Source organism: Jeotgalibaca sp. A127 (genome assembly GCF_052266745.1).
In the GTDB taxonomy this organism is placed as follows: domain Bacteria; phylum Bacillota; class Bacilli; order Lactobacillales; family Aerococcaceae; genus Jeotgalibaca.
The window spans coordinates 32,580-57,166 of the sequence record NZ_JBQPRC010000007.1; the positions used below are offsets into that span (position 1 = coordinate 32,580).

Genomic DNA, 24,587 nt, shown 5'->3' on the forward strand with positions numbered 1-24,587 from the left:
TAGCTGGGAGGTTTTTTTATGAAATACCGGAATCTTGGTGCAAGTGGCTTACGAGTCAGTGAAGTTGCTTTAGGCAGTTGGCTTACGTATGGAAAGTCGGTTGAAGATAATACAGCTCAAAAATGCATCCAGACGGCTTATGATGCAGGGATTAATTTCTTCGATACTGCCAATGTCTATGAAAACGGTGAAGCAGAAATTGTTCTGGGAAAAGTTTTAAAGGATTATGATCGTTCCAGTTTAGTAGTGGCCAGTAAAGTCTATTTTCCGATGGGCGACGGACCAAACGACCGTGGACTTTCCCGGAAGCACATCTTTGAACAGTGCGATGCAAGTTTGAAGAGACTCGGTATGGATTATTTGGACTTATATCAATGCCATCGTTATGATCCTAATGTTCCTATTGAAGAAACACTTTGGGCTTTAGACGATTTGCAACGGCAAGGTAAAATTTTATATGCCGGTGTTAGTGAATGGCCAGCTGATAAAATACAGGAAGCGCATGAAATTGCCAAGGAACGCAATTTCCGCCCGCTTGTTTCTAATCAACCAATCTACAATATGATTGAACGTTATATTGAAAAAGAAGTCCTACCTGTTTCCATGGCAAACGGAATGGGACAAGTCGTCTTCTCCCCGCTTTCGCAAGGTATCTTAACCGGGAAGTATAAACCAGGTCAATCCGCACCTAGCGATAGTCGTGCCGCAAACGAAAGCATTGGTAATTCTTTACAAAAATACCTAAGTGATGATCGCTTATTGGAAACAGTTCAAGAGCTGGCAAGTTTCGCCCAACACCTGGATATTACGCTTCCACAACTGGCTTTAGCCTGGATATTACGCCAACGTGGAGTAAGTTCCGCAATCATTGGCGCAAGCAAGCCCGAACAAGTTGAGGATAATGTCAAGGCAGTAGATGTTGAACTATCCGATGATATCCTGAAAGGAATCAACGATTTACTCCAGCCAATCAGTAATTTTGGAGAGCGTAGATAAAACAAGGAAACGCGTGAACCGATTTTGGTTCATGCGTTTTTTTAGCTATTCGTTTTCCACAATCCCAAGCCAAGCTCTGGCAATTGTCCGATGCCCTGCCAAGGTGGGATGAATGCCATCTTTACCCGTTAAAAATTGGGCACCAGTTCTTTTGGCTTGCTCATTTAATAGTTCGTCCAGTTGAATATAATGAATTGCAAATTCATTTGCCAGTTTGGCAATAATTTCACGACGCGGATCTAAATCAATGCGCCATTCTCGTCGGTCTTCAGGGTAATGCAAAAGGAATGGTTCCATCATGACAATTTTTGCGTCCGTTTGTTCACTAATCTGTTGGAGCAAAATACGATAGATATGCTCAAATTGGCGGAAGGCCGCCTCGGTACCAAAATTCCTTTGGCCCACCCGATGCCAAGTATCATTGATTCCAATCAGGATAGAGACTATATCCGGTTCTAAATCGATACAATCTTTTTGCCATCTTTTTTCCAAGTCGTCTACTTTATTCCCGCTTATTCCCCGGTTTAAAAAGGTTAATTGGAGCTCAGGATAGAGCGCTTGTAGCATCCCCGCCACCATTTTGGGATAGCCGTTGCCCAGGTCTTTTGATTTTAATCGATTTCGCCCAGCATCCGTCACACTATCCCCGATAAATAATATCCGATCAGAGTTATTTAGTAACATTTCTTATCACCTACCATCAATTTAGTTTCATTATAATCAAAAAACAGGTGGAAAGATAATTTCCAACCTGTTAACTGATGCGATAGATTTCTGATCCAAACGGCATCAACGCTAATTTTGCATGTTTAAAATGTTGTAGCCCAAAAGGAATACCCACAACCGTGAGACAGAAAATAACTCCCATGATGACTTCCTCTGTCGCCATAACCAAGCCACCCAATAGCATCCATACGATATTAATAAGCAAAGATGCCCCAGAATCACTAAAGCGAATTTCTTTTCCGAATGGAGCTGCAGCCATTTTAGCAAATTTAAAACACTGAATGCCAATAGGAATTCCGACAATCGTAATCGACCAGAGTACCCCGAAAACAATCCACGAAATCCAGCTAATAAAACCACCCAACACAAACCATATGATATTTCCCAATAGTGTCATTCGGCATCACCTTTCTTTTATATTACTATTTTACGAATTCTATCCCTTTTTTCCATCCGTCTAAATACTGATTTTCAACATTCATTTTGGCAATCGGAAACAGAGGTGACTCACAATTTTGACTTGGAACTACTCACTTGACCCAAATATCATAGAACCAAAAAAACGCAAGCCTGGCTATCCAGGCTTGCGTTTCACTGTTATTTATTGAATTTAGCTAAGTAAGCATCTACTACTTGGTCAGCTGTGAAGCCAAGTTTAGCTGTTACAGTTCCGCCAGGACCACTTGCTCCCCAACGATCTAAACCGTAAGCCAAACCATCCAAGCCCACATATCTTTCCCATCCAAAAGTTGCTGCCATTTCAATAGACATACGTGTACGAACGCCATTTGGAAGAACAGATTCTTTATAAGCTGCATCTTGCTTTTCAAATGCAGACATATTTGGCATGGATACAACAGATACGTCGATGCCTTTTTCTTTCAATTGTTTTTGTGCTTCAACTGCAAGCGAAACTTCTGAACCAGTCGCAATCAAAATCCCCTCTGGTTTGTCGCCTTGTTGTGCTGAAAGAACATAGGCACCTTTACGGACGCCTTCGCGTGCGTTTTCTTTAGTACCTTCCAAAACTGGTAAGTTTTGACGAGTCAATACTAACAGTGTTGGTGTATCTTCAGATTCTACAGCCATTTCCCAAGCCGCTGATACTTCATTACCGTCTGCCGGACGGATAATGTTTGTATTTGGCATGCCACGGAAGCTGGATAAATGTTCTACCGGTTCATGAGTCGGACCATCTTCACCTACCGCAATGGAGTCATGCGTAAAGACATAAATTGTTGGCAACTTGGATAGCGCCGCTAAACGGATGGATGCACGCAGATAATCCGAGAATACGAAGAATGTACCAGCATATGTTGTTGTTCCACCATGCAAGACAATACCGTTCATGGCAGCTGCCATACCGAATTCACGAACGCCATACCAAATGTTACGTCCGGCATAATTCGTTGCATCGAAGTCTTCGTCCGCTTTGTTCATTGTGTTGTTTGATGAAGAAAGGTCAGCCGAACCACCCCAAAATTGTGGCAATACTTTCCCAATTTCTTGAATCGCTTCTTGGCTTGTTACCCGTGTCGCTTTAGCGTCATCACCAACTTCGTACACTGGTAAAGCTTCTTGCCAACCTGCTGGTAATTTGCCAGCCTGTGCATCTTCGAATTGTTGGGCTAATTCTGGATAAGCAGTACGATATTCTTCGAACAATACTTTCCATGCTTCTTCAGCTTTTTGGCCGTTCTCCAGAATTGTTTCTTCAAATCGTTGTTGAACTTCTGTTGGAACAGAAAAATCCTCATGTTCCCATTGGTAACTTTGTTTTGCAAATGTAACGCCATCTGCTCCTAAAGGTGCACCATGGACTTTGCTCGTTCCAGCATTTTCTGCACCATAACCGATAACGGTCTTGATTTCAATCAACGAAGGTTTGTCGGTTACATTTTTGGCTTCTTCGATTGCATCATTGATAGCTCCTAAGTCATTGCCGTCCTCAACAAGTAAATGATGCCAACCATATGCTTCAAAACGTCCTTTTACGTCTTCACTGAACGCTTTGTCCAATGGTCCATCTAAAGAAATATCATTGGAGTCATAGACACCAATCAATTTTCCAAGTTTTAAGTGTCCTGCTAAACTGGCTGATTCATGAGAAATACCTTCCATCAAATCGCCATCTGAACATAGGAAGTAGGTATAGTGATCCACTACATTAAACTTGTCGCGGTTATAAGTTGCGGCAAGATGCGCTTCAGCCATAGCCATTCCAACTGCGTTGGCAAAACCTTGTCCAAGCGGACCTGTTGTCGCTTCTACTCCATCCGTATAGTGTACTTCTGGATGACCTGGTGTGTTACTTTCATATTGTCGGAAATTTTTAAGGTCTTCAATGCTTACATCATATCCTGCTAGATGCAGCAAGCTATATAATAGCGCGGAACCGTGTCCAGCCGATAGAACAAACCGGTCACGATCAACCCATTTGCTGTTTTTAGGGTTTGTCTTCAAATGTTTCGTCCATAGCGTGTAAGCCATTGGAGCGGCTCCCATAGGTAACCCTGGGTGTCCTGAATTTGCTTTTTGTACTGCGTCAATACTTAACGTACGGACGGTATTTACTGCTAATGCATCAATCTTGTCAAACATAGTTTTCCTCCTTGATACTCGTACTGTTCTTATTTTAACCTAAATACGCAATGAATGATACGTGAACTACTCACCACTTAGCTAAACCTACCAGTTCTTAACGCTTGAAGTGGGAGCTTCTTGGGAATAGAGCATACTTGTAAGCGCATTTCTTTACCTACAGCGGTTTCTCTTATTTACCAAGCTATCCCCGTAGTCCCTACGGTTCCTGATTCTATCTAAGCGAATTGTTTTATCCGTAGACCTTCGGTTAGGATATTGACACTTGCATTTATATCCCGGTCATGATGTGCATCGCAAACAGGGCACGTCCATTCCCGCATTTCGAGCGGTTTCTTGCCATCTTTGTGTCCGCATGCTGAACAGATTTGGCTGGAAGGAAACCATCGCCCGACCTTGATAATGTCACGACCATACCAGTCAGCTTTGTATTGAAGTTTCGTCACAAAACTAGACCAGGAAACATCAGAAATGCTTTTAGCCAGTTTATGGTTACGCAACATCCCTTTTGTGTTTAAGTCTTCAATACAGATAATATCGTGATTTTTGATAATGTCTGTACTCAACTTATTCAGAAAGTCGTTACGCTGATTCCTTACTTTTTCATGTAGTCGTGCAACTTTGCGTTTTTGCTTTTGATAATTTTTAGCTTCAAATAGATTGCGACCTTTGTTTTTGGCCGACAAGGCACGCCTAGACAACTTACGTTGTTCACGTTTTAGTTTCTTTGCCATCTTTGACGTAAATTTATTGTTATCAATCTTTTGACCATCAGAAAGAATGGCAAAGTCTGTAACACCCAGGTCAATCCCTATAGCAGAATTGGTTTTAGGTAGTTCCAATATTTCTTCTTTACACAATAAGGAAATATAATATCTCCCACTTGAATGACGAGAGATGGTAGCGGATTTTATGAATCCTTTTGGTTGTCTGTGAAGCTTAATTCTAATAAGCGATTTCAGTTTAGGAACTTTGATGAATGTATTATCAAATAAACGTACCGTTCCATTTTGATTGTTAGTGGTATAGCTTTGAACAGGATTTTTCTTGCTTTTGAACCTTGGAAATCCGATGGTTTTATCACGAAAGAAATTTTTATACGCTTTATCTAAATTTAGTTGTGCATTCGCTAAAGCAAGGCTATCCACTTCTTTCAAAAACGGAAAGTCTTGCTTGTATTTAGCCGGCGTTGGAAAGCTCTTCTTTTTAGCGGAGTCATTTTTGGTTTCTTCATAATTTTTCATTCGGTCAGCGAGCATGAGATTGTAGACCTTACGGACACAGCCAAAAGACTTCGCAAAGAAAACCGCTTGCTCTTCTGTTGGATAAATCCTGAATTTATAGGCTTTCAGTCGTTCCATAAGATCCACCTCTATTTATGATTACTGCTTTGATTTTAAATATACTTTCTGATGACAGCAATTGGCGCACCACCAGTTGTCAAAAGGCAGAAACTTTTAGACCAAAACATTCCTTTCCAAAGATATTGCTTTACGCTTGGAAAGTCTCGTTTTATCAATCGGGAGCTCGCACTTTTATAAGCATTGATGAATTTTGTCAATGCTGTTTTTGGGTGTGCTTTGAACATAATATGAAGATGGTCTTGATCATGATTCCATTCAACGAGGGTTGTGTGATACGTTTCTGAAATGCGTACAAAAGCTGGTTTAGCAAATTCAGATATGTCATCATCAATCACTTGTCTGCGGTATTTGGTTACCAACACAAGATGATAATGGAGAAGGAATACTGAATGGTTATTAGTATCCAATTCCATTGTTGTATCAGCTCATTTCTTATCTAGACGGATTATAACCTAGAACAAAACAAAAAGGCAATAAGCCTTTCAGATTGGTTTGCGAGTTACCAACGGTAACCCGCATACCGAACGGCATTCATCACCCACCTATAGAGGATGGGCGACTTCTGCCTAATTAAGTTAAAAAGCTAGGTGCTCTTGCACGATTTTTTCGCACAATTCATGTGTTTTTTCTGAGCTTGATAAGCTTACCGGATTAATACCCGTAGATACACCTTCAATAAAGCTCTCAATAAGTGGAGCAAACCCCCGCTTCTCAAGTGTCCCTGTCCAGTCACCAAAACTTTCAGTTATTGCACGGTTTTTTTCCAATATTTGTAGTTCGGTCAAATCCGTCACACGATGTATGCCCGCGAGTGACTGAACCTCTATTTTTTCTTGTTTGGCACCAGCTTCATAATTCATTGAGACAATGGCTGTTGTTTGCTCGGTTTCCAGACACAGCCATACCCGTTTGAGTTTGCCATCTTCTTCAGTAATACGGGATTGCGATGCTATAATAGGGTCATCCAATAAATATAAAGCAGTATCCAAGATATGAATAAATAAATCATATATCGCGAAACGGACTTCCTCGTCATTATTTACGCGATCCTTTTGAATAAAAATCATTTTTTTGTCCGGAATATCCTTCAATTTTTTAACCATCGGAGCAAAGCGACGGTTAAAACCTACCGTCAAAAGCACTCTCTTTTCTTCTGCCAGAGCCAGCAATTCTTTTGATTCAGCTAAATTCTCACTAATGGGCTTATCCACGTAAACGTGAACACCCTTTTTCAATAAAAATTTGATTGTTTCATAGTGGACATGAGTAGCGTTATGAACGAAAGCGGCATCTAGTTCGATTCCTTCTAACGCTTCAATGGATTGGTGCAAATGCCGGAATCCATATGCTTGACCTACGTCGTTTAATACTTGTTGATTTCTGGTAACAAGATGCCATTCAATATCACTCCGCATTTGTGAAATGACAGGCAAGTAAGCTTTTTGGGCGATGTTTCCAATTCCAATAACTGCTATTTTCAACATGTATGACCTTCGCTTTCAATTTCGACTTTCTTATATTGTATCATTAATGAAAACTGTTACAATATTAATAACCAGTTTTTTTGAAGGGAGAAATTAATTTGCAAATTAAAGAAAAAGTTTTCGGGAAGATAAATGAAACCGATGTCATAGCTATCACACTGACAAACACGTCAGGTGCGTCCATCACCGCCATGACCTATGGTGCCACTTTACTTGAATGGTCAGCCCCTGACAAAGATGGCTCTTTTGCAAACATCACAATCGGTTTGGATAATTTAGATGATTATATGCTTCATCGGCCCTTTTATGGCGCAACGATAGGGCGCGTAGCGGGACGAATTGCCCAAGGTAAATTCAAGCTTAACGAGATAGATTATCAACTCGAACAAAATCAAAACGGTAATCATCTGCACGGAGGAGCCCAGGGTCTTGATACAAAAATTTGGGAATACCGCGTAGAGAACAACGAATCCCAAGCAAGTATTGTCTTCTCTTATTCTGATCCAGCGGGATCGAATCACTATCCAGGAAATTTGAATGTAGAAGTTATCTATACATTTACTGAAGAAAACGAATGGAAAATTAATTATAAAGCTACCGCCGATGCACCCACACTATTCAATCCAACTAATCATGTTTATTTTAATTTACATGGTAATATGAAAAACACCATCTTGGATCACGAACTGCATATTGCGGCTGATCGCTTTGTAGAACTGGATGACAATACCATCCCAACCGGAAATAAAGTATCTGTGGCTGGGACACCTTTTGATTTCCGCCAACCTACCTTTACAAAACAGGCTACAGAATCCGATCATCCTCAGACCAAAGCAGTGGCTGGGCTGGATCATCCTTTCATTTTGAATCATTCTAAAAATAAGGTTGCTGCTCGTTTATATGAAGGCACAAGCGGCCGTCGTATCGAAATGACAACGACTGAACCAGTGGTGGTTGTATTTATGCACAACGGACCAAGCGCGTTCACATACAACGGGAGCGCGATTTCAGCCTATACGGGTATCACACTTGAAACGCAAGGTTATCCTGATTCGATCAATAAAGATAATTTTGGGAATACCGTTTTAAATCCAGGCGAAACCTATGAATCACAAACCATTTATAAATTTAGCGTGGAATAACAAAAGAACCATCCTCCCGATGAAACGGGAGAATGGTTCTTTTATTATTAATTGTTTGTTGTTGCCACTTTTACTTCTGATTCCTGTACAGGACTTTCTGCTGAACGCAACTCAGACAATCTTTCTTGAACGCCTTCCATTGCTTTACTATCCAGTTTGTAGAATTTCATAAATACTAGGGCAATAACAATTGAGATAAACGGTAAGACTGCATAAAGCAAAAGTGCTACCATTCTTAAGTCGCCAGACAATGGTGTGTCAGCTGTTGGATAAGCTGTACCAAAACCAACTGCCGCTAAAAGCCAACCAATCATCATTGGTGCCAGTGAAGATGCCAATGAGTCTGTTAATGAGAAAATCGTTCCGATTACACCAGCAACATAACGACCAGACTCACTTGTTTCGTAGTCAGAAATATCTGCTGACATTGTCAGTACCAAAGAGGATGGTGAACGGGAGAAGCCACGAGCCAAAGCGTAAATCGAAATAAATAGAACTGCTTTAAATGTGATGTTACCAAAGTCCACATCACCTGGTTGGATGTTCATCATCAACATACCCAATACAACAAAGAATACAGACGCTAGGGATAGGTAAATAATATATGCGCCGCGTAGTCCTTTTTTACGAGCCAAAGCTGTTGCTCCAAAAGTAATCAACAAATCTGGAATAATTGTCAGCATGGACATTTGACCAGATAGTGCAAAGTTACCAAGTAAAATACCGAAAACAATAATTTGAGCAACTTGGTCACTCATCAATTGTACACAGAATTTAACGAATGCAGCTGCCATAGAAAGCATTTGCAACGGACGGTTGCCTTTAATAACATGTGCGTAATCTTTTAAGCTTGTTTCAGTTGTATTTTCACCTAAACCAAAGTATTGTTTTTGGTCTTTTGCCGAAATACCGATAATAGCCAAGATACATAGAATCAAGGAAACAACGATAACAGTACCAACTAACTCTTGGAAGAAACCAAGTGTAAAGCCACCATATTTTGGCTCTAGGTAGTTCGAAGCGTAAATTTGTCCACCAGTGAAAACAAAAATCATGAAAATTCCATCTGAAATATTGAACATTGGACGTTGTTTTGGATCACTTGTCAAAACAGATTGACCAGCTTTTGTAACAGACGCTTGTAATGAATAACCAATTTTATGGATAATCAAAGCTACCACCAATACGGGTAGACGAGCAGGTTCCGGTAACAAATGTGTTGTAAACAAAATCAAGAATGATGCAATTGTTATCAAGTTACCCATTAACATCAACGGACGGTACTTGCCCCATCTAGTTTCTGTTTTATCAATAAACACCCCGATTGCAGGATCAATAATACCATCAAAAATACGAACATATCCCATAAGTTGACTAATGAACAATGCTGCAAGTCCTACAAGACCAGTTGAATAATAAGTTACAAATCCGAATGCAAATAAGTACAAGTTTGTGGAAGAGTTATTTAATGAGAATAAGACAATTTGCCACCATTTGGCTGTATGATATTTTTCTTGCATATTACTAGTTGAATCTGACATTTCCTTACCTCCAATTTATATTTAAACACTATTTATGAAAACCGCTTTCGAAAAATATATCACAATAAAAACAAATGATTATTGAAAACGATTTCATTTCACTTTAACGACAAACTGATTTTTAAATATCCTCTTTGCCAATAAAAAGTAGGAATATCCTTTATACATTAAAGCACTTACAATCAATTTGACCTCATAAGTATAGTGAAAAAATGAACATTAAACATTAACTAAAATTGCTGGTTTTTGAACTACTTTTGCACAAAACAAAATGAAAGCGCCTATGTTAGGCGCTTTCACATTTTTAATTATGCAAGTTTTTAAGATACACAACTGGAGAACTCCCAGTAATTTTCTTGAATATTTTACTGAAGTAGGAATTACTGTTGTAACCTAATTTTTCTGAAACTTCCCCTACAGTTACTTCCCCACCCTGGAATAACAACTTTGCCGCTTCTATTTTTTGGTGGTTTACGTACTCACTAATGGTATAACCTGTTTCTTTTTTAAACTTTCGTGCCAAATGTGAACTGTTCACATGAAATGTTGCGGCCAAATTTGATACATTTAATTCTTCCCGCAAGTGATTTCCAATGAAAACAACAATTTCTTTTATTAAAGGTGAATACTTTAAGGTTGAATAATTTGCTACCAGATCACAATATTCAGCAAACATATTGGGACTGATGACGTGTTCCAAATAGTCCGTTGTGGTTGCCTGTTCGATTTGGATGGCATATTTTTCAAAAACCAGATGTAAATAAATGGCAGCTACCCCACCTAGCTCCCCCGCTACCCGGCATAATGTATTTCGGATAATCATCCCATTCTTGCGTGTCCGCAATGGATCTCCCTTCAAATGTGGATTACCATAATAATATCCGCTATTTTGATCTAGTCCCGGCATTTTAGTGGCGCGGTCCAACATTTCTCTATTTCCACTTTGAATGGCTTGAATAAGTAGTTTATCCCGTTCCATCGATTTTTCGATAAAGTGTATCGAATTGCCTCGATTATCAAGATTATCTTCTGACAATAAATCATATAGGTTCGTGGAACTTGTATAGTTTTCTGCCATCCATTTCACCCCAAACGTTTTTCTATTATTATACTTGAAATAACCCAGAACTACAAAAGGCAACTCCAATCAAGAAGTCATGAAACGCTTGAATTGAGTGGCATCGTCATTTTTTTTAACAAGCCTGATAGCATATACCAATATCACGGTTGAACCTATCCAGGCCATCGGATGGCTAACAAGAATGCCCGTGAAGCCAAATGTACCGGCAAGTGCAAGCGGGACCAAAATTCGCATTGTCATTTCCATCAACCCCGCAAGCGTTGGAGCGACGGCTTTTCCAATACCTTGAAGTGTATAGCGAATCACGAATAATACGGATAATACCATGTAAAATGGTGTCGTAAGTTGTAGATAGCGCTCAATATACATCAATGTTTCCGGGTCGTCGGCTCCAAATAAAGTCTGTGATAAAGAGGTACCAAAGAAGAATAGAAGAAGGCCTATGGTGAGGCTATAACCCAGGGAGATAACCAAGCTGCCACGTATCCCTTGCCATACTCTTTCCATCAACCCCGCCCCTGCATTTTGAGCGGCAAATGTTGCCATAGCAACTCCAATTGAAATCAAAGGCATAACAATCATGGCTTCAATCCTTTGTCCAATAGCATGGGCCTCCACCGGAGAAGAACCCAAAGTATTCAGCATCAACTGCAAGATAATCGAACCTATGGTTATGATAGCTGACTGAATACCTATCGGGAGACTCATTTTCAAATGAAGTTTTATTTCTCTCTTATCAACTTGAATATCACCTTTTTGAATCTTAAAATAACTGATGCGACGAGACAAATAAAAATAACAGATGATTCCGACTAGAAATTGAGACAAAATAATTGCCAAAGCAACTCCTTTCACTCCTAGCGGTATAATAATAACGAACAGAAAGTCAAAAATAATATTAAGGATTTGCGATAATACCATCAAATATAATAATTGCCTGGTACTTCCCATGGAGCGTAATGAATTTATCATGACATGAAAAAGCATCATTGCGCCCAGTCCCAGTATGGAATAAATAAAATAATCTTTACTCTGACTATAGAATTTTACAGGTATATGCATTAACGACAACAAAAAGTCCGAAAATACATAACCCAGGACACTGATAAGTACAACAATAACCAGCGACAACAACAAACTAGAAATAAAACTGCTACGGATTCGGTCTCCATCTTTCATTCCCAACCTTTGTGCCAACACCAAAGAAAGGCCCGAAGCAATCCCTTGAATAAATCCTTGCAAGAAGAAAGTTAAACTCGCAACTGCCCCAATAGCGCCTAACGCACTTAAGCCAAGTGTTCTCCCCACTATCATCGTATCTATTAGACTATATAATTGTTGGAACAAATTCCCTAAAATTAAAGGAATCGTAAATTTAATCAGGAGTGTCAACGGTTTCCCCACGGTCATATCTGTCATTTTTCAGTCTCCATCTGCGGTCTAATTTTTAGTATGCGGATTCATTTTACTACATTTTAGGAATAATAAAAGATGGTTATTTCCGAACATTTTTTATATAATATTCAGTGCCGATAAAGAGGAGGAAAAAAATTGAAAAAAAACTTAACTGTGCGGCTCCTATATACGATACTTGGGATCATTTTAATAGGATTTGCTGTCGCTTTTGTACGCATTGCCTCTCTTGGAACAGATCCTTTTACAACCTTAAATCTTGGAATTACTGAATTTACAGGACTTCGCTATGGCATAACAAGTATTCTCACTACCACAATTGCCACTATTTTTATTCTATTTGTAGATAAATGCTTAATCGGCCTGGGTACCATCTTGAACATTTTGTTAGTGGGAAATATTTCCGATATTATCGTTAATTTTGGTCTCGGAACATTTGGACAAGCCGAAGCATTATGGCTGAGGATTGTCATTGCTATTCTGGGTGTTTTATTCTTGGCAATCGGAGCGGCAATGAATATTGTTGCTAATCTGGGAGTTTCTCCGTATGATGCGTTACCATTAGTTGCAGAGACACTTGGAAAAGGCAAAATTCGTTTCCAATATGCTCGGATTGTGTTGGACTTTTCATCCGTTGGCCTCGGATATGTGCTGGGTGCAACAGTTGGAGCGATGACACTTGTAAGTGCGTTCTTAATGGGACCTCTATTGCAATTTTTCCGGATTAAATTTTTCAAGCTATTACAAAAATTCGAAGCAAATTAAAAATGAAGCGAACAAGAGAAAATAATCTTGTTCGCTTCATTTTTTAAGTTATGTCTACCGCCAAGGTTGAGAGCATCCACTCCACCCCAAATTTGTCGGTTGTTTGGCCATAGAGGGGACTCCAGAAAGTTTCCTGCAGTTCCATATTCACTTTTCCACCTTGTTTTAACTTATCAAACACATCGCGTGTTTCTTCTATATTGTCAAAGACGAGTGTCACGGTGATATTGTTACCCACAACATACGGCATCCCCGGAAAATTGTCGGAAAGCATGAGATAGGATCCGTTTGGTAATTGGAGAGTAGCATTCATTATCCGGTCTTGGATAGATTCCGGCACGGGATCTCTTTCAGGATCTTCTGGCATATCGCTGAACTTTGTGAGGTCTAGAATATCTGCACTTAAGATATCCGCGTAGTAGTTGATTGCTTCTTCTGCTCTTCCTTCGAATACTAGGTAAGGATATGAATCGATTAACATATTATAACCCTCTTTTCGAATAAGATACTTGCACGTTCATCTTAGTTTGTTTTACACTAGCCGTCAAAGAATAACTATTCGTTAACTTTCATTTTTTTGTTGTAAAACTCATTCAATAAGCATATAATTACCCAGTACTACCATTAGTTTGAATTTTTCAGTTCTTATTCCTTTATTTTATAGTAAGATAGGGATTGACTGAACATTTAGGGAGAGATTTAAGTGGAGAGAGTAGTAGGAACTGTCGTTAGAGGTCTTCGTGGTCCAATCATCAACAAAGGTGATGACTTAGAACAAATCGTTGTCGACACTGTACTGAACGCAGCAAAGGTTGAAGGGTTTACCATCGGTGACCGTGACATCATTTCTGTAACAGAATCAATCGTTGCTCGGGCACAAGGAAATTATGCATCTATCGATGACATTGCAACAGATGTTGCCAAAAAATTCGGGGATGATACAATCGGTGTTATTTTCCCAATTTTAAGTCGTAATCGTTTTGCTGTATGTTTACGTGGAATTGCAAAAGGTGCGAAAAAAATCGTATTGATGCTTAGCTACCCTGCTGATGAGGTTGGTAATCATTTAGTAGATTTAGAATCACTGGATGAAAAAGGCGTGAACCCTTGGACAGATACATTGTCTGAAGCTGAGTTCCGTGAACACTTTGGATATAAAAAACATACCTTTACTGGAATCGACTATATTGATTACTATAAATCAATTGTAGAAGAATATGGTATTGAGTGTGAAGTTATTTTCTCAAATAACGCAAAATCCATTCTAGACTATACAAAGAGCGTTTTGAATTGCGATATTCACTCACGTTTCAGAACAAAAAAACAATTGAAAGATAACGGTGCTGAAAAAGTTTACAGCTTGGATAACATTTTGGCTGAACCTGTTAACGGCAGTGGCTTTAATGAGTCCTATGGTTTGCTTGGCGCTAACAAAGCAACTGAAGGAACAGTTAAATTGTTCCCTCGCAATGCACAACCAATCGTTGATAACATCCAAAGCCGCATTAAAGAAGCAACAGGCAAAACGGTTGAGGTTATGGTATATGGTGATGGCGCGTTCAAAGATCCTGTCGGGAAAATTTGGGAACTTGCTGATCCAGTTGTATCTCCAGCTTACACACCTGGTCTTGACGGAGTTCCTAGCGAAATCAAATTGAAATACTTGGCTGACAACAACTTCGCTGAATTACAAGGTGAAGAATTACGTCTAGCAATTTCTGAGTTCATCAAGAACAAAGAAACTGACTTGGTTGGCGCAATGGAATCTCAAGGAACAACTCCTCGTCAATTGACTGACTTAATTGGCTCCCTGTCCGATTTAACTTCAGGTAGTGGAGATAAAGGAACACCTTTCATCTTCATCCAAGGTTACTTCGATAATTATACTAAATAAGAAAATCCGCATAACCTGTATTGGTTGTGCGGATTTTTTGACATCTTTTGTGGAAAATTATTTTTTAATATACTTTTCAAATAATGGTCGCAAGATAGGTTCCAGGATGATATAAAAACCTGCATTCCCAACTGCATGAGCAAAGTCAAACGGCAAACCCAAAGTATAATAGGCCCAAAAATTAGTCATGCCATAGGTTTTATATGACACCAACGATATCACGAACCCATAGAAAAAACCTGAAAATAAGGCAAACAAAACAAAAAGCCACTTTGTTTTGTTTCCATGAATAGGCCGTAGTACGATTCCTGTAAAAAGGATAATCACTGCATAGCTAAACAGTTGGGCAAACGTCCAAGGACCCATCCCCAGTATCATATTTGATAAAAAGAGGGATAGACCAGCCACAATCAACCCGTCCCCCAGGCCTAGATACAAGGTCAGTATTAACAAAATAGCGGTCATGGGTTGAACATTGGGTAAAAATTGAAAGACAACGCGTCCGACATAATTCAATGCAACCAAAATTGCCAGCAATGCAATATGTTTTGCATCATAACGCTTCATTGACATGGTTACTCAAGTCCTGCTAAATCGAAATCCACGACGTCTCCATCTGACAATTCTAATTCATGAGCGCCTACTGGTGCCATTTCCCCATTCAAATCAAATAACCAGTATTTACCTGCTTCTGCATCTTGCTCGTAACCATCGATTGTTGTGATGAAGTTATCTTCATCAACGACTTCGAATTCTTCTTTCATAACATCCAACAAGAATTCTCCAGGCTCTACCTCAGCTGTCACTGAACCTGCTTCAATCAATTCCCCTTCAACAGATACATTAATCGTGACCTCAGACAAATCTGCGCTTTCCACCGTTGAATCGACTGCTTCAGTTTTTGTTCCACAAGCTGTCAAAGTTGCCCCTGCAAAAAGCAATAAAAACCATTTTTTCATTCTTTACACTCCTTTTGTTTTTTACACAGGCAACAAAAAAGCCTATGCGCCCTGCCACATAGACCAAAAAAACAATACCGTTTTACCTCGAAACCGTATGCGTGCGTATAAGCATCCAGGGATAAAGATCTGACTTGAACAGCGATGATGTTCTCACAGTGGCGGGACCGTGTTGGATTTTCACCAACTTCCATATCCGAGGAGTCTTTGTATTGGGTTTTATCTTTCATCATTGTATCCAAGACTTCATTTTTTAGCAAGTCTGCAAATTAGCGAGTCGTCTTTTCCTGAACAGCTTTCTCGAAAGCCTCTTTTGTATTCTCAACTTGTATTGGAGCGTACTCTGGCCATGCATCGTCCAGCTTAGCCCCTTCATCGCAACTTACGATAAGAAATTCAGCGGAACGTTTGAAAACCCCTTCGAGTTGCGGGATATAATTCAGAAAATCCGTGACATCTCTCAACGAAATTGCCGCGCTCCCTTTTTTCTTAAACGTTTTTGCAACTAAATATTTATTTCCCATAACTCCTCCTGAATCAGTAATTTTCTACAAGTCGTGCTATCTGTTCCTCCAGTTCTGCCATTATGACGAAACGGGCTTTGCGAATCATTTCCTTGCCATCTACAAATAGTAACAACGCTGGTACAGTAAACACACTAAACGCCCCTGCTATGGCTGGAATCTTGTCAGCATCCACTTTTATCATTTTAACTTCAGGGAAAGCAGTTAACATTTCCCTAACCTGTGGTAAAACAGCATGGCATACGCCGCAGTCTATCCGAGAAACATAAACAAAAGCAAATTGATGTTCCGCTATAAAGGTATGAACATCCTCTATGCGTTGCGCTTCTACATATGGAATCAATGCCATTCCCTCCTTTAATTTTTCCTTTTTTAATATTATAACATGATATACTAAACCTATAAAAAAAGGAGTTTCTCTATGTCACGAAATAATAAATGGTTACATTGGGGATTTGTCGTAGCCTGGATGGGGCTCATTTTTTCCTTTTCGGCCCAAAAAGGCTCTGATTCCGGTTCTTTGAGTGGTTCAATCGTCAGCACCATTCTTTCGCTCTGGCATTCCCTCTTCCCCTCTATCACCCTAGACCAAGACACAATACATTTCCTCATTCGCAAAGGTGCCCACTTCACCGTTTATCTTATACTGGGGTTACTGGTCGTGAATGCACTCTCTAAAAGTGGCGTAAAAAGTAAAAAACGTTACGCGTTGGCTCTTTCCATTTGTTTCTTGTACGCAATTAGCGACGAAATCCATCAAGCTTTTGTACCAAATCGTGGTCCTAGCTTTTGGGATGTGCTGTTGGATACGAGCGGATCTACTTTTGGTCTGTTAGGATATGGGACGGCGAAAAATATGAAAAAAAAATAAAACAGCTTTCCTGAGGGAGAGCTGTTTCTGTTTGTTATTTTGCAGGCAGCACGCGTTCGAAAGGATCGCGACTGATGCCTTTTTCCAGAACTTCACGTGCGTATTCTTTTGCCGAGAATAAGCTGTGGTCGCGATAGTTTCCACATTCCTTAGCAGTTACAGCTGGAATCACTTCTGTTTCCAAAACTTTTTCCAATGTTTTTTCTAAAGCTTCCGCAATTTCATCCGCAGTTGATTCATTCCATTTAATGCAATAGAATCCTGTCCGACATCCCATTGGCGAGATATCGATAATACCCGGTAAATAATCACGCATATAGGTTGCCAATAAATGTTCCAAGGTGTGAACTGCACCTGTTGGAAAAGCATCTTTATTTGGTTGTAGGAAACGCAAATCAATTTTTTGAATGGTTGCTTCTCCATTTGTTTCTGTACCAGCCACTCGTACATAGGGCGCCTTCACAATATTATGATCCAGTTCAAAACTTTCTACTTTAGCCACTTAAATTCCTCCTTTTTCCTTCTTTCCCATCCTACAAGAAAATCACTGAGAATGAAAGAGACCCGATTTGACATTTTATCTAATAAGCGTGAAAATCTAGATTAGAATATCTGACAAGGAGAAACACATGTCCTACAAAACTTTACTATTTGATATAGATGATACTTTACTCGATTTCAAGGCTGCAGAACACCACGCCATTTCAAGTCTGATGATAGAATTGGCGATTGAACCAAGTGAAATAAATGTTCAAAATTATTCCCGAATTAATCAAGATTATTGGAGCCAATTCGAGAAAGGGTTACTCGCTAAGGATGTTTTAATCGCAAAGCGGTTTGAAACTTTCTTTTCCCTTCACCAACTGAGTGTAAATGGTAAAGAGATGGACAAGAAATTTCGCGGCAATTTAGAAAAAGGACACTTCTTGATTGAGGGCAGTCTTTCATTGCTGGAAAACTTGAAGTCAGAATTTGATCTTTATGCCGTGACGAATGGGGTAGCGCGCACGCAACATCGTCGCATCAACGATTCAGGCTTGATTAACTATTTCCGCGATATTTTTGTTTCCGAAGAAACAGGTTTTCAAAAACCAACAAAAGAATATTTTGACTATGTTTTTGAGCGAATTCCCGAATGCGATGTTAATAAAACTCTGATTATTGGTGACTCACTGACTTCTGATATTCTAGGAGGAATGAATGCTGGAATCGATACTTGTTGGTTCAACCCAACAAAACAAAAAAATCCTTATTCTCACATTCAACCAACTTATGAAATTACAGCTTTGGACGAACTAACTGCTATATTGAAAATATGAAGTAAAGGGATGATATAGATGAAATACTACATCAAGCAACAAGTGTTTTCATGGCGTGACCGCTTCACGGTAAAAGATGAAAAAGGCAAAGATGTTTATTTTGTGGAAGGCGAGTTATTTTCCTGGGGTAAAAAAATTGACGTAGCGGATGCTTCTGGCAATGTCGTCCTCCATATCAAACAAAACTTGTGGAATTGGCTCCCAAATTATACCCTTTTCATGCATGGCCATGAAGTGGCCACTGTCAAGAAAGAATTGTCTTTCCTCAAACCGCGTTACAGCATTTTTGGGCCTGATTGGGAAGTAGAAGGAAACATCTGGGAACATGATTACCAAATTTGGGAAAACGATGCGTTGGTCGCAACTATAACCAAGGAATGGTTCACTTGGGGTGACTCTTATGAATTGGATATTGAAGATGACAGCAATATGCTCCTGGCTTTAGGCATCATCATCACGATTGATTGCGTGATAGCCGCGCAACAAGCAGCAAGCTCCAGTTAATATTAAGTTTGAAATTTAAATCAACCTACCTCGATGTGTTATTAAACCATTTTCGAGGTATTTTTTTATCGAAATGGTTCTATTAATCTTTATTAAACCATTTCATCCATATTTATTCGTTCAAATGGTTTTATTACCAATAATTAAACCATTTCGCCCTGTTTTTTATGGGGAAATGGTTTATTGCGGAACTAGGGATAGTGGCTGGGGCAAAATCCCTGCCTCTCTTATTTTGGTCGATCTTTACGATACATTTCATCCAGCGTCGCATAATATGGCCCCGCCAAACGAGCGACCGGATTTAAGGCTGCCACATCGATGTAGGCTTTTTCTTTATCAAAAACGGCTTCGTCAAAATGGAAATCTGTTACTTCCAGGAAAAAGAAGTCTGTTACAACTTTCTCCTCCCGGTTTTTGACGGGATGATAATCGTACAACTTTACTTCCATCCGAATCTTCGCTTCTTGTATACCTGGGGTTTTGACCGTTTTACTATCGATTAAGTGGAGGCCTGCGAATGCAATCTCGCTCTCATTTGCTGGTAAAGGCGCAGACGTTTCATTCATTTTATCCACAACATCCTGACTCACAATGTGGACTACGCCATTTTTATATTTAATTAAATTGCGTGCGGAATCTTTCGGCTCACCATCCGTGCCACGAAGAATGGCCATGGATATAAGCGGCAACTGATTTGAAACCCCACTAGTAAAACTGAAAGGTGCCGCATTCACCACCTTCGTTTCTTCATCCAGGGTTGTAATCCAGCCAATCGCACGTGGAACAATACTACCGGAAATGAATTTATACATTGTTTTGTTGTCTAAATCTTCAATCGCATAATGATACATCCTGTCACTCTTTTCTATAAGAATTTTCCCTCAGTATACCACAGGGTCTTCCTCCAGCTATTTAAATTGCTCCAAGCACTCAAGTGGTATATTGGTTAAAAAAGCTGTATAATCAATTGCAAACTAAAATGGGAAGTAGGGAAAAGAATTTGGATTTTGTAGCCATTGACTTCGAAACAGCCAATAATCGTGGTGATAGCATCTGTTCAATCGGAATGAGTCGTTTTTCAGACGGTAAAGAGGTTGATCGCTATTACCGTTTAATTAATCCTGTTCAATCTTTTAGCACTTCTAACATTGGCGTCCATGGTATTTATCCAGAGGATGTCAGGGATGAAAAACGATTCGATGAATTGTATCCGGAAATACGTGGTTTCATTGGGGATGATCCGTTAGTAGCTCACTTTGCGCAATTTGACGTTAAATGCCTTCAAACCACGATTGAAACATACCGCTTACCCAAAATGGAGAATGCTTATTTCTGTTCCTGTGTCATGGCGAAAAAATTGCTCAATCTTAAAAGTAATAGTCTCGTAAACGTCCTGGATTACTATGGTCTGGGCATCGAGAACCATCATAATGCCATGGACGACGCTTCCGCGTGCGGTCAAGTAGCAAGTAAGCTGCTGCGTCCCTATGATTATGAAATCAAGGGATTTCTAGAAGAACATAATTACCAAATGGGTCAATTATTCTCCCACCGCTTCGGGCCGATTAAAAACATTAAAAAACCCACGGCGAAACAAAGTACTATTCTACGTCCAAAATCGGCACTTTTTGATATCACTCATCCTTTTTATAAAAAGCACGTTTGTTTTACTGGTCGACTTTCGCAAGTTAAACGCCAAGAAGCCGCACAGATGGTTGTGGATGCGGGCGGATACTTCGACCCGCAGCTCGCCTACGAAACAACCTATCTCGTTGTTTCCAATAGTGATTGGGCAAAAATCGGCACGGCTTCAGAAAGTCGTAAAATCGAACAAGCTCGTGAACTTCAGGGATTGGGTCGCAACTTAACCATTTTGTCGGAAAAAGACTTCCTCAGGTTATTTTAAATATACAACCCTAAGTGCGCCATGCACTTAGGGTTGTATATTTTTACTATAGTAGGCGTACTCGCTCTGGTCGGTAATACTTGAAATGACATAACTTCCCGACACTTTACCTTCCAGAATGTAACTGGAAATGCTACTGATTTTGCGATTTTTAAATTCTTCAATTAAAGAATAAACCAAGGCTGAACCAAGCCCTTCATGGTGTTTATTAACGGCCATATAAAGGATGATATAGTTTCGCGTGGTTTGCTTCGTTAACAAAACGCGTAGAATTTCTTTTTTAGATAATGTTTCTTTAACGAGCTGGTTGCCGTAATTCGGCACTGCAATCAAAAAACCAGCCAGCTTCCCCATGGGATCAAATGCTAATTTCACATAACGTAAAACCAGAATGAGTTTCAAATTATCATATAATTTCATGAACTCTTCATCGCTGATACCTTTAAATACAGGAAAATTTTTAAATCGCTCCTGCAACATTTCCGATACTTTCTTAAAATCAGCATCCAGCGTTTGCTTTGATGGACTTTTAATAGTGTAGCCTTTAGCCTTAAACAGATGGTAGCGCGCCACATATTTTTCTTGATTAATCATTTCATCGACAGGAGCATAGTGATTGGAAAAATAAGTCGCCGACCGATTGAAACCATTGGCTTCCCAAAGTTTTTGGTAATAGGCATGGTGATACAACTCCGAAAAATAAGGTTCTTGTTCAAAATGATTGATTTTTAAACGGTAACCTAACCAAAAACTTGCATTCATCGGTCCTTCTATTTTTTCCTTCCCATACATCTGGGCTAAATGCGTTGCAAAATCCATTAATAATTTGGCAGCTTCTAAATTATTTTCGGCCTCGAAATAACCCAGATACGCAGTTGAATCATCTGGGTAACATGTCAAAACAGCTCGTGCAATGATTTGAGTGCCTTCTTTAACCACTATTGGTGTTACCTTGAAGTAGTGACTGAGTGGATGCTTCCCTTCCAGCAGCTGTCGCAAATCTTTTTTGTTTTCAGTGCGAAAACCAGGCTCATAGAGGGTATCGGAAAAATCAATAAAGCGTTCTTGTTCCACTTCATTTAATCGTTCTACCTTCATCAAAAGCCTCCTTTCGAGTAACCTGTCCAGTATTACCATCTAATATCACTTGTTCGCCCGATTGCAATTGTTGCGTTGCATGTTTAATGCCAACAACAGCTGGGATTCCCAATTCGCGGGAAATAATAGCCGTATGGGACAATAAGGATCCTTTCTCGGCAATAATCCCTTTTGCTTGCGTGAGCAGAAACACCCAACCCGGATCCGTCATCTGCGTCACCAAAATCTTATCTTTGGCATCGGTCCTCACCTCGTTTGGCTGGTGGACCACTAAGATTTCACCCTCGACGATACCATTTGAAGTGGGAGTACCTTGCAATATTTTTTCATCAGTGCCCTGGCGAGCATTCTCTATATTACGAACAACCTTATTGTAGGGACTCCCCTGAAACACCAAATACCCGTATGCCGGTAGTGATTCAAATCCTTCTTGAGCCAACTTACGCTCCTCGATGACACCATGATAATCCTTTAAGTCAAATATTTCCTCTGTTGTTAACCAAAACACATCGTCATGAGCTGAAATAAGGCCTTTTTGCTCTGCTATCTCTCCCAGACGCCCGAACAAAGTCCGCACCATTCCATAAATACGGCTCCGATTCAAGCGTGATGTTTCCCTGTGTTGTATACCCAGACGCGCTCGTTTACTCACAAAACGAAAGACATGTTTACGCCACCCTTTAAACGGTTCCTCCATTTCTGACGGAGCCGTTGTGATAGGCTTTGGCGAAGTATCCAATAAATCCACCATCTGCCGAATAGCTTTTAACGGCTGGCTCCGGAAGGTATCAGCTTCCAGCTTCAGTTCCTCCAATCCTCGATCACCATATTTATCGATATACCGCGTAAATTCTTGTGCAAACGCAGGCTTGCGATTCAAAAACAAGGCCAATTCTGACTCTGTTTGAATCTGCTTCAATTCTTCAACCAAGTCATGTTCACGGACAAAAGCCGTTAGCTGTTGCATCCCGATTACAGGCTCCATACTGGACATCATAGGAATTCCGGAAAACCAATGATACCATTCACCACTTTCAGGATCTTTGCCCCATTTTCTTAAGATACGTTTTGAAATTCCGGTGTATATAAACGCGTATAAATCATTAACCAGTGTTATATCCCATTTCTTTAAAACCTGCTCTGCTAAAGTGTTATAGAGTTGTTCAACTTCATCCGCGGTCATATCAACCTTGTATGTTTCTGTGAAAAAAGCAGATGTGTCTTGAAATTCATGATTCAATTCATCCATTTGCTGAGGAGCTGTTATCAACTCTTTTAAAATACGTACGGAAATTGACAAACTTTCCCATAGACTCGTTTTTTTCTCTAAATCATGTGAGATAACGACTTCTTTTTGCGAGAAACCCATCATTTCTTGCCAAATAGGCAGGATGAGTTTGGGAAAGGGTAAAAATTGTAGTAATCCATATAAATGGTTCATATTATAGTACATGCGTCCATTAATTCGTACCACGAGTTCCTCGAAAGCTGATTGGTAACTGGCTACCAAAGCTTGTGAACGTGAAAAACGCCAAGCGACCCCTTTAAAAACGTGCTCATAAGCAAACTTAATGAAACTCTCCGTTAATGGTTGGGTCAAGCCAGGATAACTCTCTACCAAGTTACTATTGTTATATACGGCAACTTCTCCCCTAGGATACGTTGTAATCGGTCGGGCTTGTAACACAAAAACTTCACCCTTGTAAACCGCAAACTCAATATCCAACTTTTCTTCCGAAAGGCCATCCACTTGTTCCAACAAGCTTTCCAGTTCTTCCTCACGCAATTGCGGACTGTCCTCTTCTCGCTCAAAATAAATCAATGATTCGTCACGTTTTAAAAAATAGGTGGTTACCGGAACTTCCGCATTCACAACCCCTTCTCCCAGGCCATTGCCGACGATTAACACACTTTCATTCAAAAGACCTTGTGGATTCGCGGTAAATAACACACCGGATTTTTCCGCCGGGACCATTTCCTGCACGATTACCGTTAAACCCAATTCGCGCTTTTCTATTTCGTGAAAATGCACATAGTCCTGGATATGATTATTCCCAACAGCGCGTAAACATGCTAAAATCTTTTCCCCCAATTTTTCTTTGGGAACATTTAAAAAGGTTTCAAATAGACCAGCGAAAGAAGTTTCATTACCATCTTCCATAATAGCGGAAGAACGCACTGCATAGAGCGGGACCTCGCTTAGCGAAGCCAGCAATTCTTCTTCCACTTCCATAGTATTTCCAGTTTGGCGAATATAATCTGCAACGGGCATGGATAAGGCGAAAAAATCGGGAACATTTAACCCCAATTTTTTCATGTTAGCAAGCTCAACCGCTTTGCCGCCACTGTTTTCTCGTGTCATTTGGTTATACGTGAGCCAGTTTTTCATGAATCCTACT

Annotated in this window: 26 protein-coding genes and 1 riboswitch; of the genes, 8 read left to right on the forward strand and 18 right to left on the reverse strand. The window is 39.9% G+C overall.

Going from position 1 to position 24,587, the window contains the following annotated elements:
• The first annotated feature begins 18 nt into the window (after window positions 1-18).
• The gene (locus ACTVAI_RS08185) at window positions 19-996 is read left to right on the forward strand and encodes an aldo/keto reductase family protein (protein WP_443486365.1); all 978 of its coding nucleotides are present in this window, start codon (window positions 19-21) and stop codon (window positions 994-996) included.
• Window positions 997-1,041: 45 nt separating this feature from the next.
• Here ACTVAI_RS08185 and ACTVAI_RS08190 read toward each other — a convergent pair whose 3' ends face one another.
• The 6 genes from ACTVAI_RS08190 to ACTVAI_RS08215 form a co-directional block, all read right to left on the reverse strand.
• On the reverse strand, window positions 1,042-1,680 hold the full coding sequence (locus tag ACTVAI_RS08190; RefSeq protein WP_443473506.1) for an SGNH/GDSL hydrolase family protein: 639 nt from the start codon (window positions 1,678-1,680) through the stop codon (window positions 1,042-1,044).
• 70 nt (window positions 1,681-1,750) lie between these two features.
• Window positions 1,751-2,119, reverse strand: coding sequence for a YccF domain-containing protein (locus ACTVAI_RS08195; protein ID WP_443473507.1), 369 nt, complete (start codon window positions 2,117-2,119; stop codon window positions 1,751-1,753).
• A 200-nt stretch (window positions 2,120-2,319) separates the two neighbouring features.
• On the reverse strand, window positions 2,320-4,323 hold the full coding sequence (tkt, locus tag ACTVAI_RS08200; protein ID WP_443486366.1) for a transketolase: 2,004 nt from the start codon (window positions 4,321-4,323) through the stop codon (window positions 2,320-2,322).
• A gap of 218 nt (window positions 4,324-4,541) precedes the next feature.
• Window positions 4,542-5,684 (reverse strand): IS200/IS605 family element RNA-guided endonuclease TnpB, encoded by a 1,143-nt coding sequence (tnpB, locus tag ACTVAI_RS08205; RefSeq protein WP_443486367.1) that lies wholly within the window; start codon window positions 5,682-5,684, stop codon window positions 4,542-4,544.
• 35 nt (window positions 5,685-5,719) lie between these two features.
• Entirely contained in the window at window positions 5,720-6,100 is a 381-nt protein-coding gene (gene tnpA, locus ACTVAI_RS08210) for an IS200/IS605 family transposase (protein WP_443486368.1), read from the reverse strand.
• Window positions 6,101-6,262: 162 nt separating this feature from the next.
• Window positions 6,263-7,171: a Gfo/Idh/MocA family protein gene (locus ACTVAI_RS08215; RefSeq protein ID WP_443473510.1), complete on the reverse strand. Its 909-nt coding sequence runs from the start codon at window positions 7,169-7,171 to the stop codon at window positions 6,263-6,265.
• Window positions 7,172-7,269: 98 nt separating this feature from the next.
• Here ACTVAI_RS08215 and ACTVAI_RS08220 point away from each other — a divergent pair, with 98 nt between their 5' ends.
• Window positions 7,270-8,313, forward strand: coding sequence for an aldose epimerase family protein (locus ACTVAI_RS08220; RefSeq protein WP_443486369.1), 1,044 nt, complete (start codon window positions 7,270-7,272; stop codon window positions 8,311-8,313).
• Between the two features lie 47 nt (window positions 8,314-8,360).
• Here ACTVAI_RS08220 and ACTVAI_RS08225 read toward each other — a convergent pair whose 3' ends face one another.
• The 3 genes from ACTVAI_RS08225 to ACTVAI_RS08235 form a co-directional block, all read right to left on the reverse strand.
• Window positions 8,361-9,854, reverse strand: coding sequence for an MFS transporter (locus ACTVAI_RS08225; RefSeq protein ID WP_443486370.1), 1,494 nt, complete (start codon window positions 9,852-9,854; stop codon window positions 8,361-8,363).
• Between the two features lie 304 nt (window positions 9,855-10,158).
• Entirely contained in the window at window positions 10,159-10,932 is a 774-nt protein-coding gene (locus ACTVAI_RS08230) for a helix-turn-helix domain-containing protein (protein WP_443473513.1), read from the reverse strand.
• 69 nt (window positions 10,933-11,001) lie between these two features.
• The gene (locus tag ACTVAI_RS08235) at window positions 11,002-12,354 is read right to left on the reverse strand and encodes an MATE family efflux transporter (protein ID WP_443473514.1); all 1,353 of its coding nucleotides are present in this window, start codon (window positions 12,352-12,354) and stop codon (window positions 11,002-11,004) included.
• Between the two features lie 132 nt (window positions 12,355-12,486).
• Here ACTVAI_RS08235 and ACTVAI_RS08240 point away from each other — a divergent pair, with 132 nt between their 5' ends.
• Entirely contained in the window at window positions 12,487-13,113 is a 627-nt protein-coding gene (locus tag ACTVAI_RS08240; protein ID WP_443486371.1) for a YczE/YyaS/YitT family protein, read from the forward strand.
• 43 nt (window positions 13,114-13,156) lie between these two features.
• On the opposite strand, the gene ACTVAI_RS08245 is transcribed toward ACTVAI_RS08240, so the two are convergent.
• On the reverse strand, window positions 13,157-13,594 hold the full coding sequence (locus ACTVAI_RS08245) for a VOC family protein (protein WP_443473516.1): 438 nt from the start codon (window positions 13,592-13,594) through the stop codon (window positions 13,157-13,159).
• A 222-nt stretch (window positions 13,595-13,816) separates the two neighbouring features.
• Here ACTVAI_RS08245 and ACTVAI_RS08250 point away from each other — a divergent pair, with 222 nt between their 5' ends.
• A complete protein-coding gene (locus ACTVAI_RS08250; protein WP_443473517.1) occupies window positions 13,817-15,007 on the forward strand; it encodes a coenzyme F420-0:L-glutamate ligase in 1,191 nt (396 codons plus the stop codon).
• Window positions 15,008-15,064: 57 nt separating this feature from the next.
• On the opposite strand, the gene ACTVAI_RS08255 is transcribed toward ACTVAI_RS08250, so the two are convergent.
• From ACTVAI_RS08255 to ACTVAI_RS08270, 4 genes are all read right to left on the reverse strand, one after another.
• On the reverse strand, window positions 15,065-15,574 hold the full coding sequence (locus tag ACTVAI_RS08255; RefSeq protein WP_443486372.1) for an ECF transporter S component: 510 nt from the start codon (window positions 15,572-15,574) through the stop codon (window positions 15,065-15,067).
• Window positions 15,575-15,582: 8 nt separating this feature from the next.
• Window positions 15,583-15,966 (reverse strand): DUF4430 domain-containing protein, encoded by a 384-nt coding sequence (locus ACTVAI_RS08260; protein WP_443486373.1) that lies wholly within the window; start codon window positions 15,964-15,966, stop codon window positions 15,583-15,585.
• A gap of 68 nt (window positions 15,967-16,034) precedes the next feature.
• Window positions 16,035-16,185: riboswitch (adenosylcobalamin (AdoCbl) riboswitch) on the reverse strand.
• Window positions 16,186-16,235: 50 nt separating this feature from the next.
• A complete protein-coding gene (locus tag ACTVAI_RS08265; RefSeq protein ID WP_443473520.1) occupies window positions 16,236-16,490 on the reverse strand; it encodes a DUF6718 family protein in 255 nt (84 codons plus the stop codon).
• Window positions 16,491-16,503: 13 nt separating this feature from the next.
• Entirely contained in the window at window positions 16,504-16,839 is a 336-nt protein-coding gene (locus tag ACTVAI_RS08270; RefSeq protein ID WP_443473521.1) for a thioredoxin family protein, read from the reverse strand.
• Window positions 16,840-16,911: 72 nt separating this feature from the next.
• Here ACTVAI_RS08270 and ACTVAI_RS08275 point away from each other — a divergent pair, with 72 nt between their 5' ends.
• Window positions 16,912-17,361 carry a VanZ family protein gene (locus ACTVAI_RS08275; protein ID WP_443486374.1) on the forward strand — a complete coding sequence of 150 codons (450 nt, stop codon included), beginning with the start codon at window positions 16,912-16,914 and terminating at the stop codon, window positions 17,359-17,361.
• A gap of 34 nt (window positions 17,362-17,395) precedes the next feature.
• Here the strand turns inward: ACTVAI_RS08275 and ACTVAI_RS08280 are convergent, their stop codons facing one another.
• Window positions 17,396-17,863 carry an S-ribosylhomocysteine lyase gene (locus tag ACTVAI_RS08280; protein ID WP_443473523.1) on the reverse strand — a complete coding sequence of 156 codons (468 nt, stop codon included), beginning with the start codon at window positions 17,861-17,863 and terminating at the stop codon, window positions 17,396-17,398.
• A gap of 127 nt (window positions 17,864-17,990) precedes the next feature.
• On the opposite strand from ACTVAI_RS08280, the gene ACTVAI_RS08285 reads away from it, so the two are divergent.
• Window positions 17,991-18,680 (forward strand): YjjG family noncanonical pyrimidine nucleotidase, encoded by a 690-nt coding sequence (locus tag ACTVAI_RS08285; protein WP_443486375.1) that lies wholly within the window; start codon window positions 17,991-17,993, stop codon window positions 18,678-18,680.
• A gap of 18 nt (window positions 18,681-18,698) precedes the next feature.
• A complete protein-coding gene (locus tag ACTVAI_RS08290) occupies window positions 18,699-19,184 on the forward strand; it encodes an LURP-one-related/scramblase family protein (RefSeq protein ID WP_443486376.1) in 486 nt (161 codons plus the stop codon).
• A 227-nt stretch (window positions 19,185-19,411) separates the two neighbouring features.
• Here ACTVAI_RS08290 and ACTVAI_RS08295 read toward each other — a convergent pair whose 3' ends face one another.
• Window positions 19,412-20,035, reverse strand: coding sequence for a flavin reductase family protein (locus ACTVAI_RS08295; RefSeq protein WP_443473526.1), 624 nt, complete (start codon window positions 20,033-20,035; stop codon window positions 19,412-19,414).
• A gap of 149 nt (window positions 20,036-20,184) precedes the next feature.
• Between ACTVAI_RS08295 and ACTVAI_RS08300 the strand changes: the two genes are divergently transcribed.
• Window positions 20,185-21,090, forward strand: coding sequence for an exonuclease domain-containing protein (locus ACTVAI_RS08300; RefSeq protein WP_443473527.1), 906 nt, complete (start codon window positions 20,185-20,187; stop codon window positions 21,088-21,090).
• 27 nt (window positions 21,091-21,117) lie between these two features.
• On the opposite strand, the gene ACTVAI_RS08305 is transcribed toward ACTVAI_RS08300, so the two are convergent.
• Entirely contained in the window at window positions 21,118-22,188 is a 1,071-nt protein-coding gene (locus tag ACTVAI_RS08305) for a hypothetical protein (protein ID WP_443473528.1), read from the reverse strand.
• A complete protein-coding gene (locus ACTVAI_RS08310) occupies window positions 22,166-24,577 on the reverse strand; it encodes a PEP/pyruvate-binding domain-containing protein (RefSeq protein ID WP_443486377.1) in 2,412 nt (803 codons plus the stop codon). Before ACTVAI_RS08310 ends, ACTVAI_RS08305 begins: the two co-directional genes overlap by 23 nt.
• Window positions 24,578-24,587 lie beyond the last annotated feature (10 nt).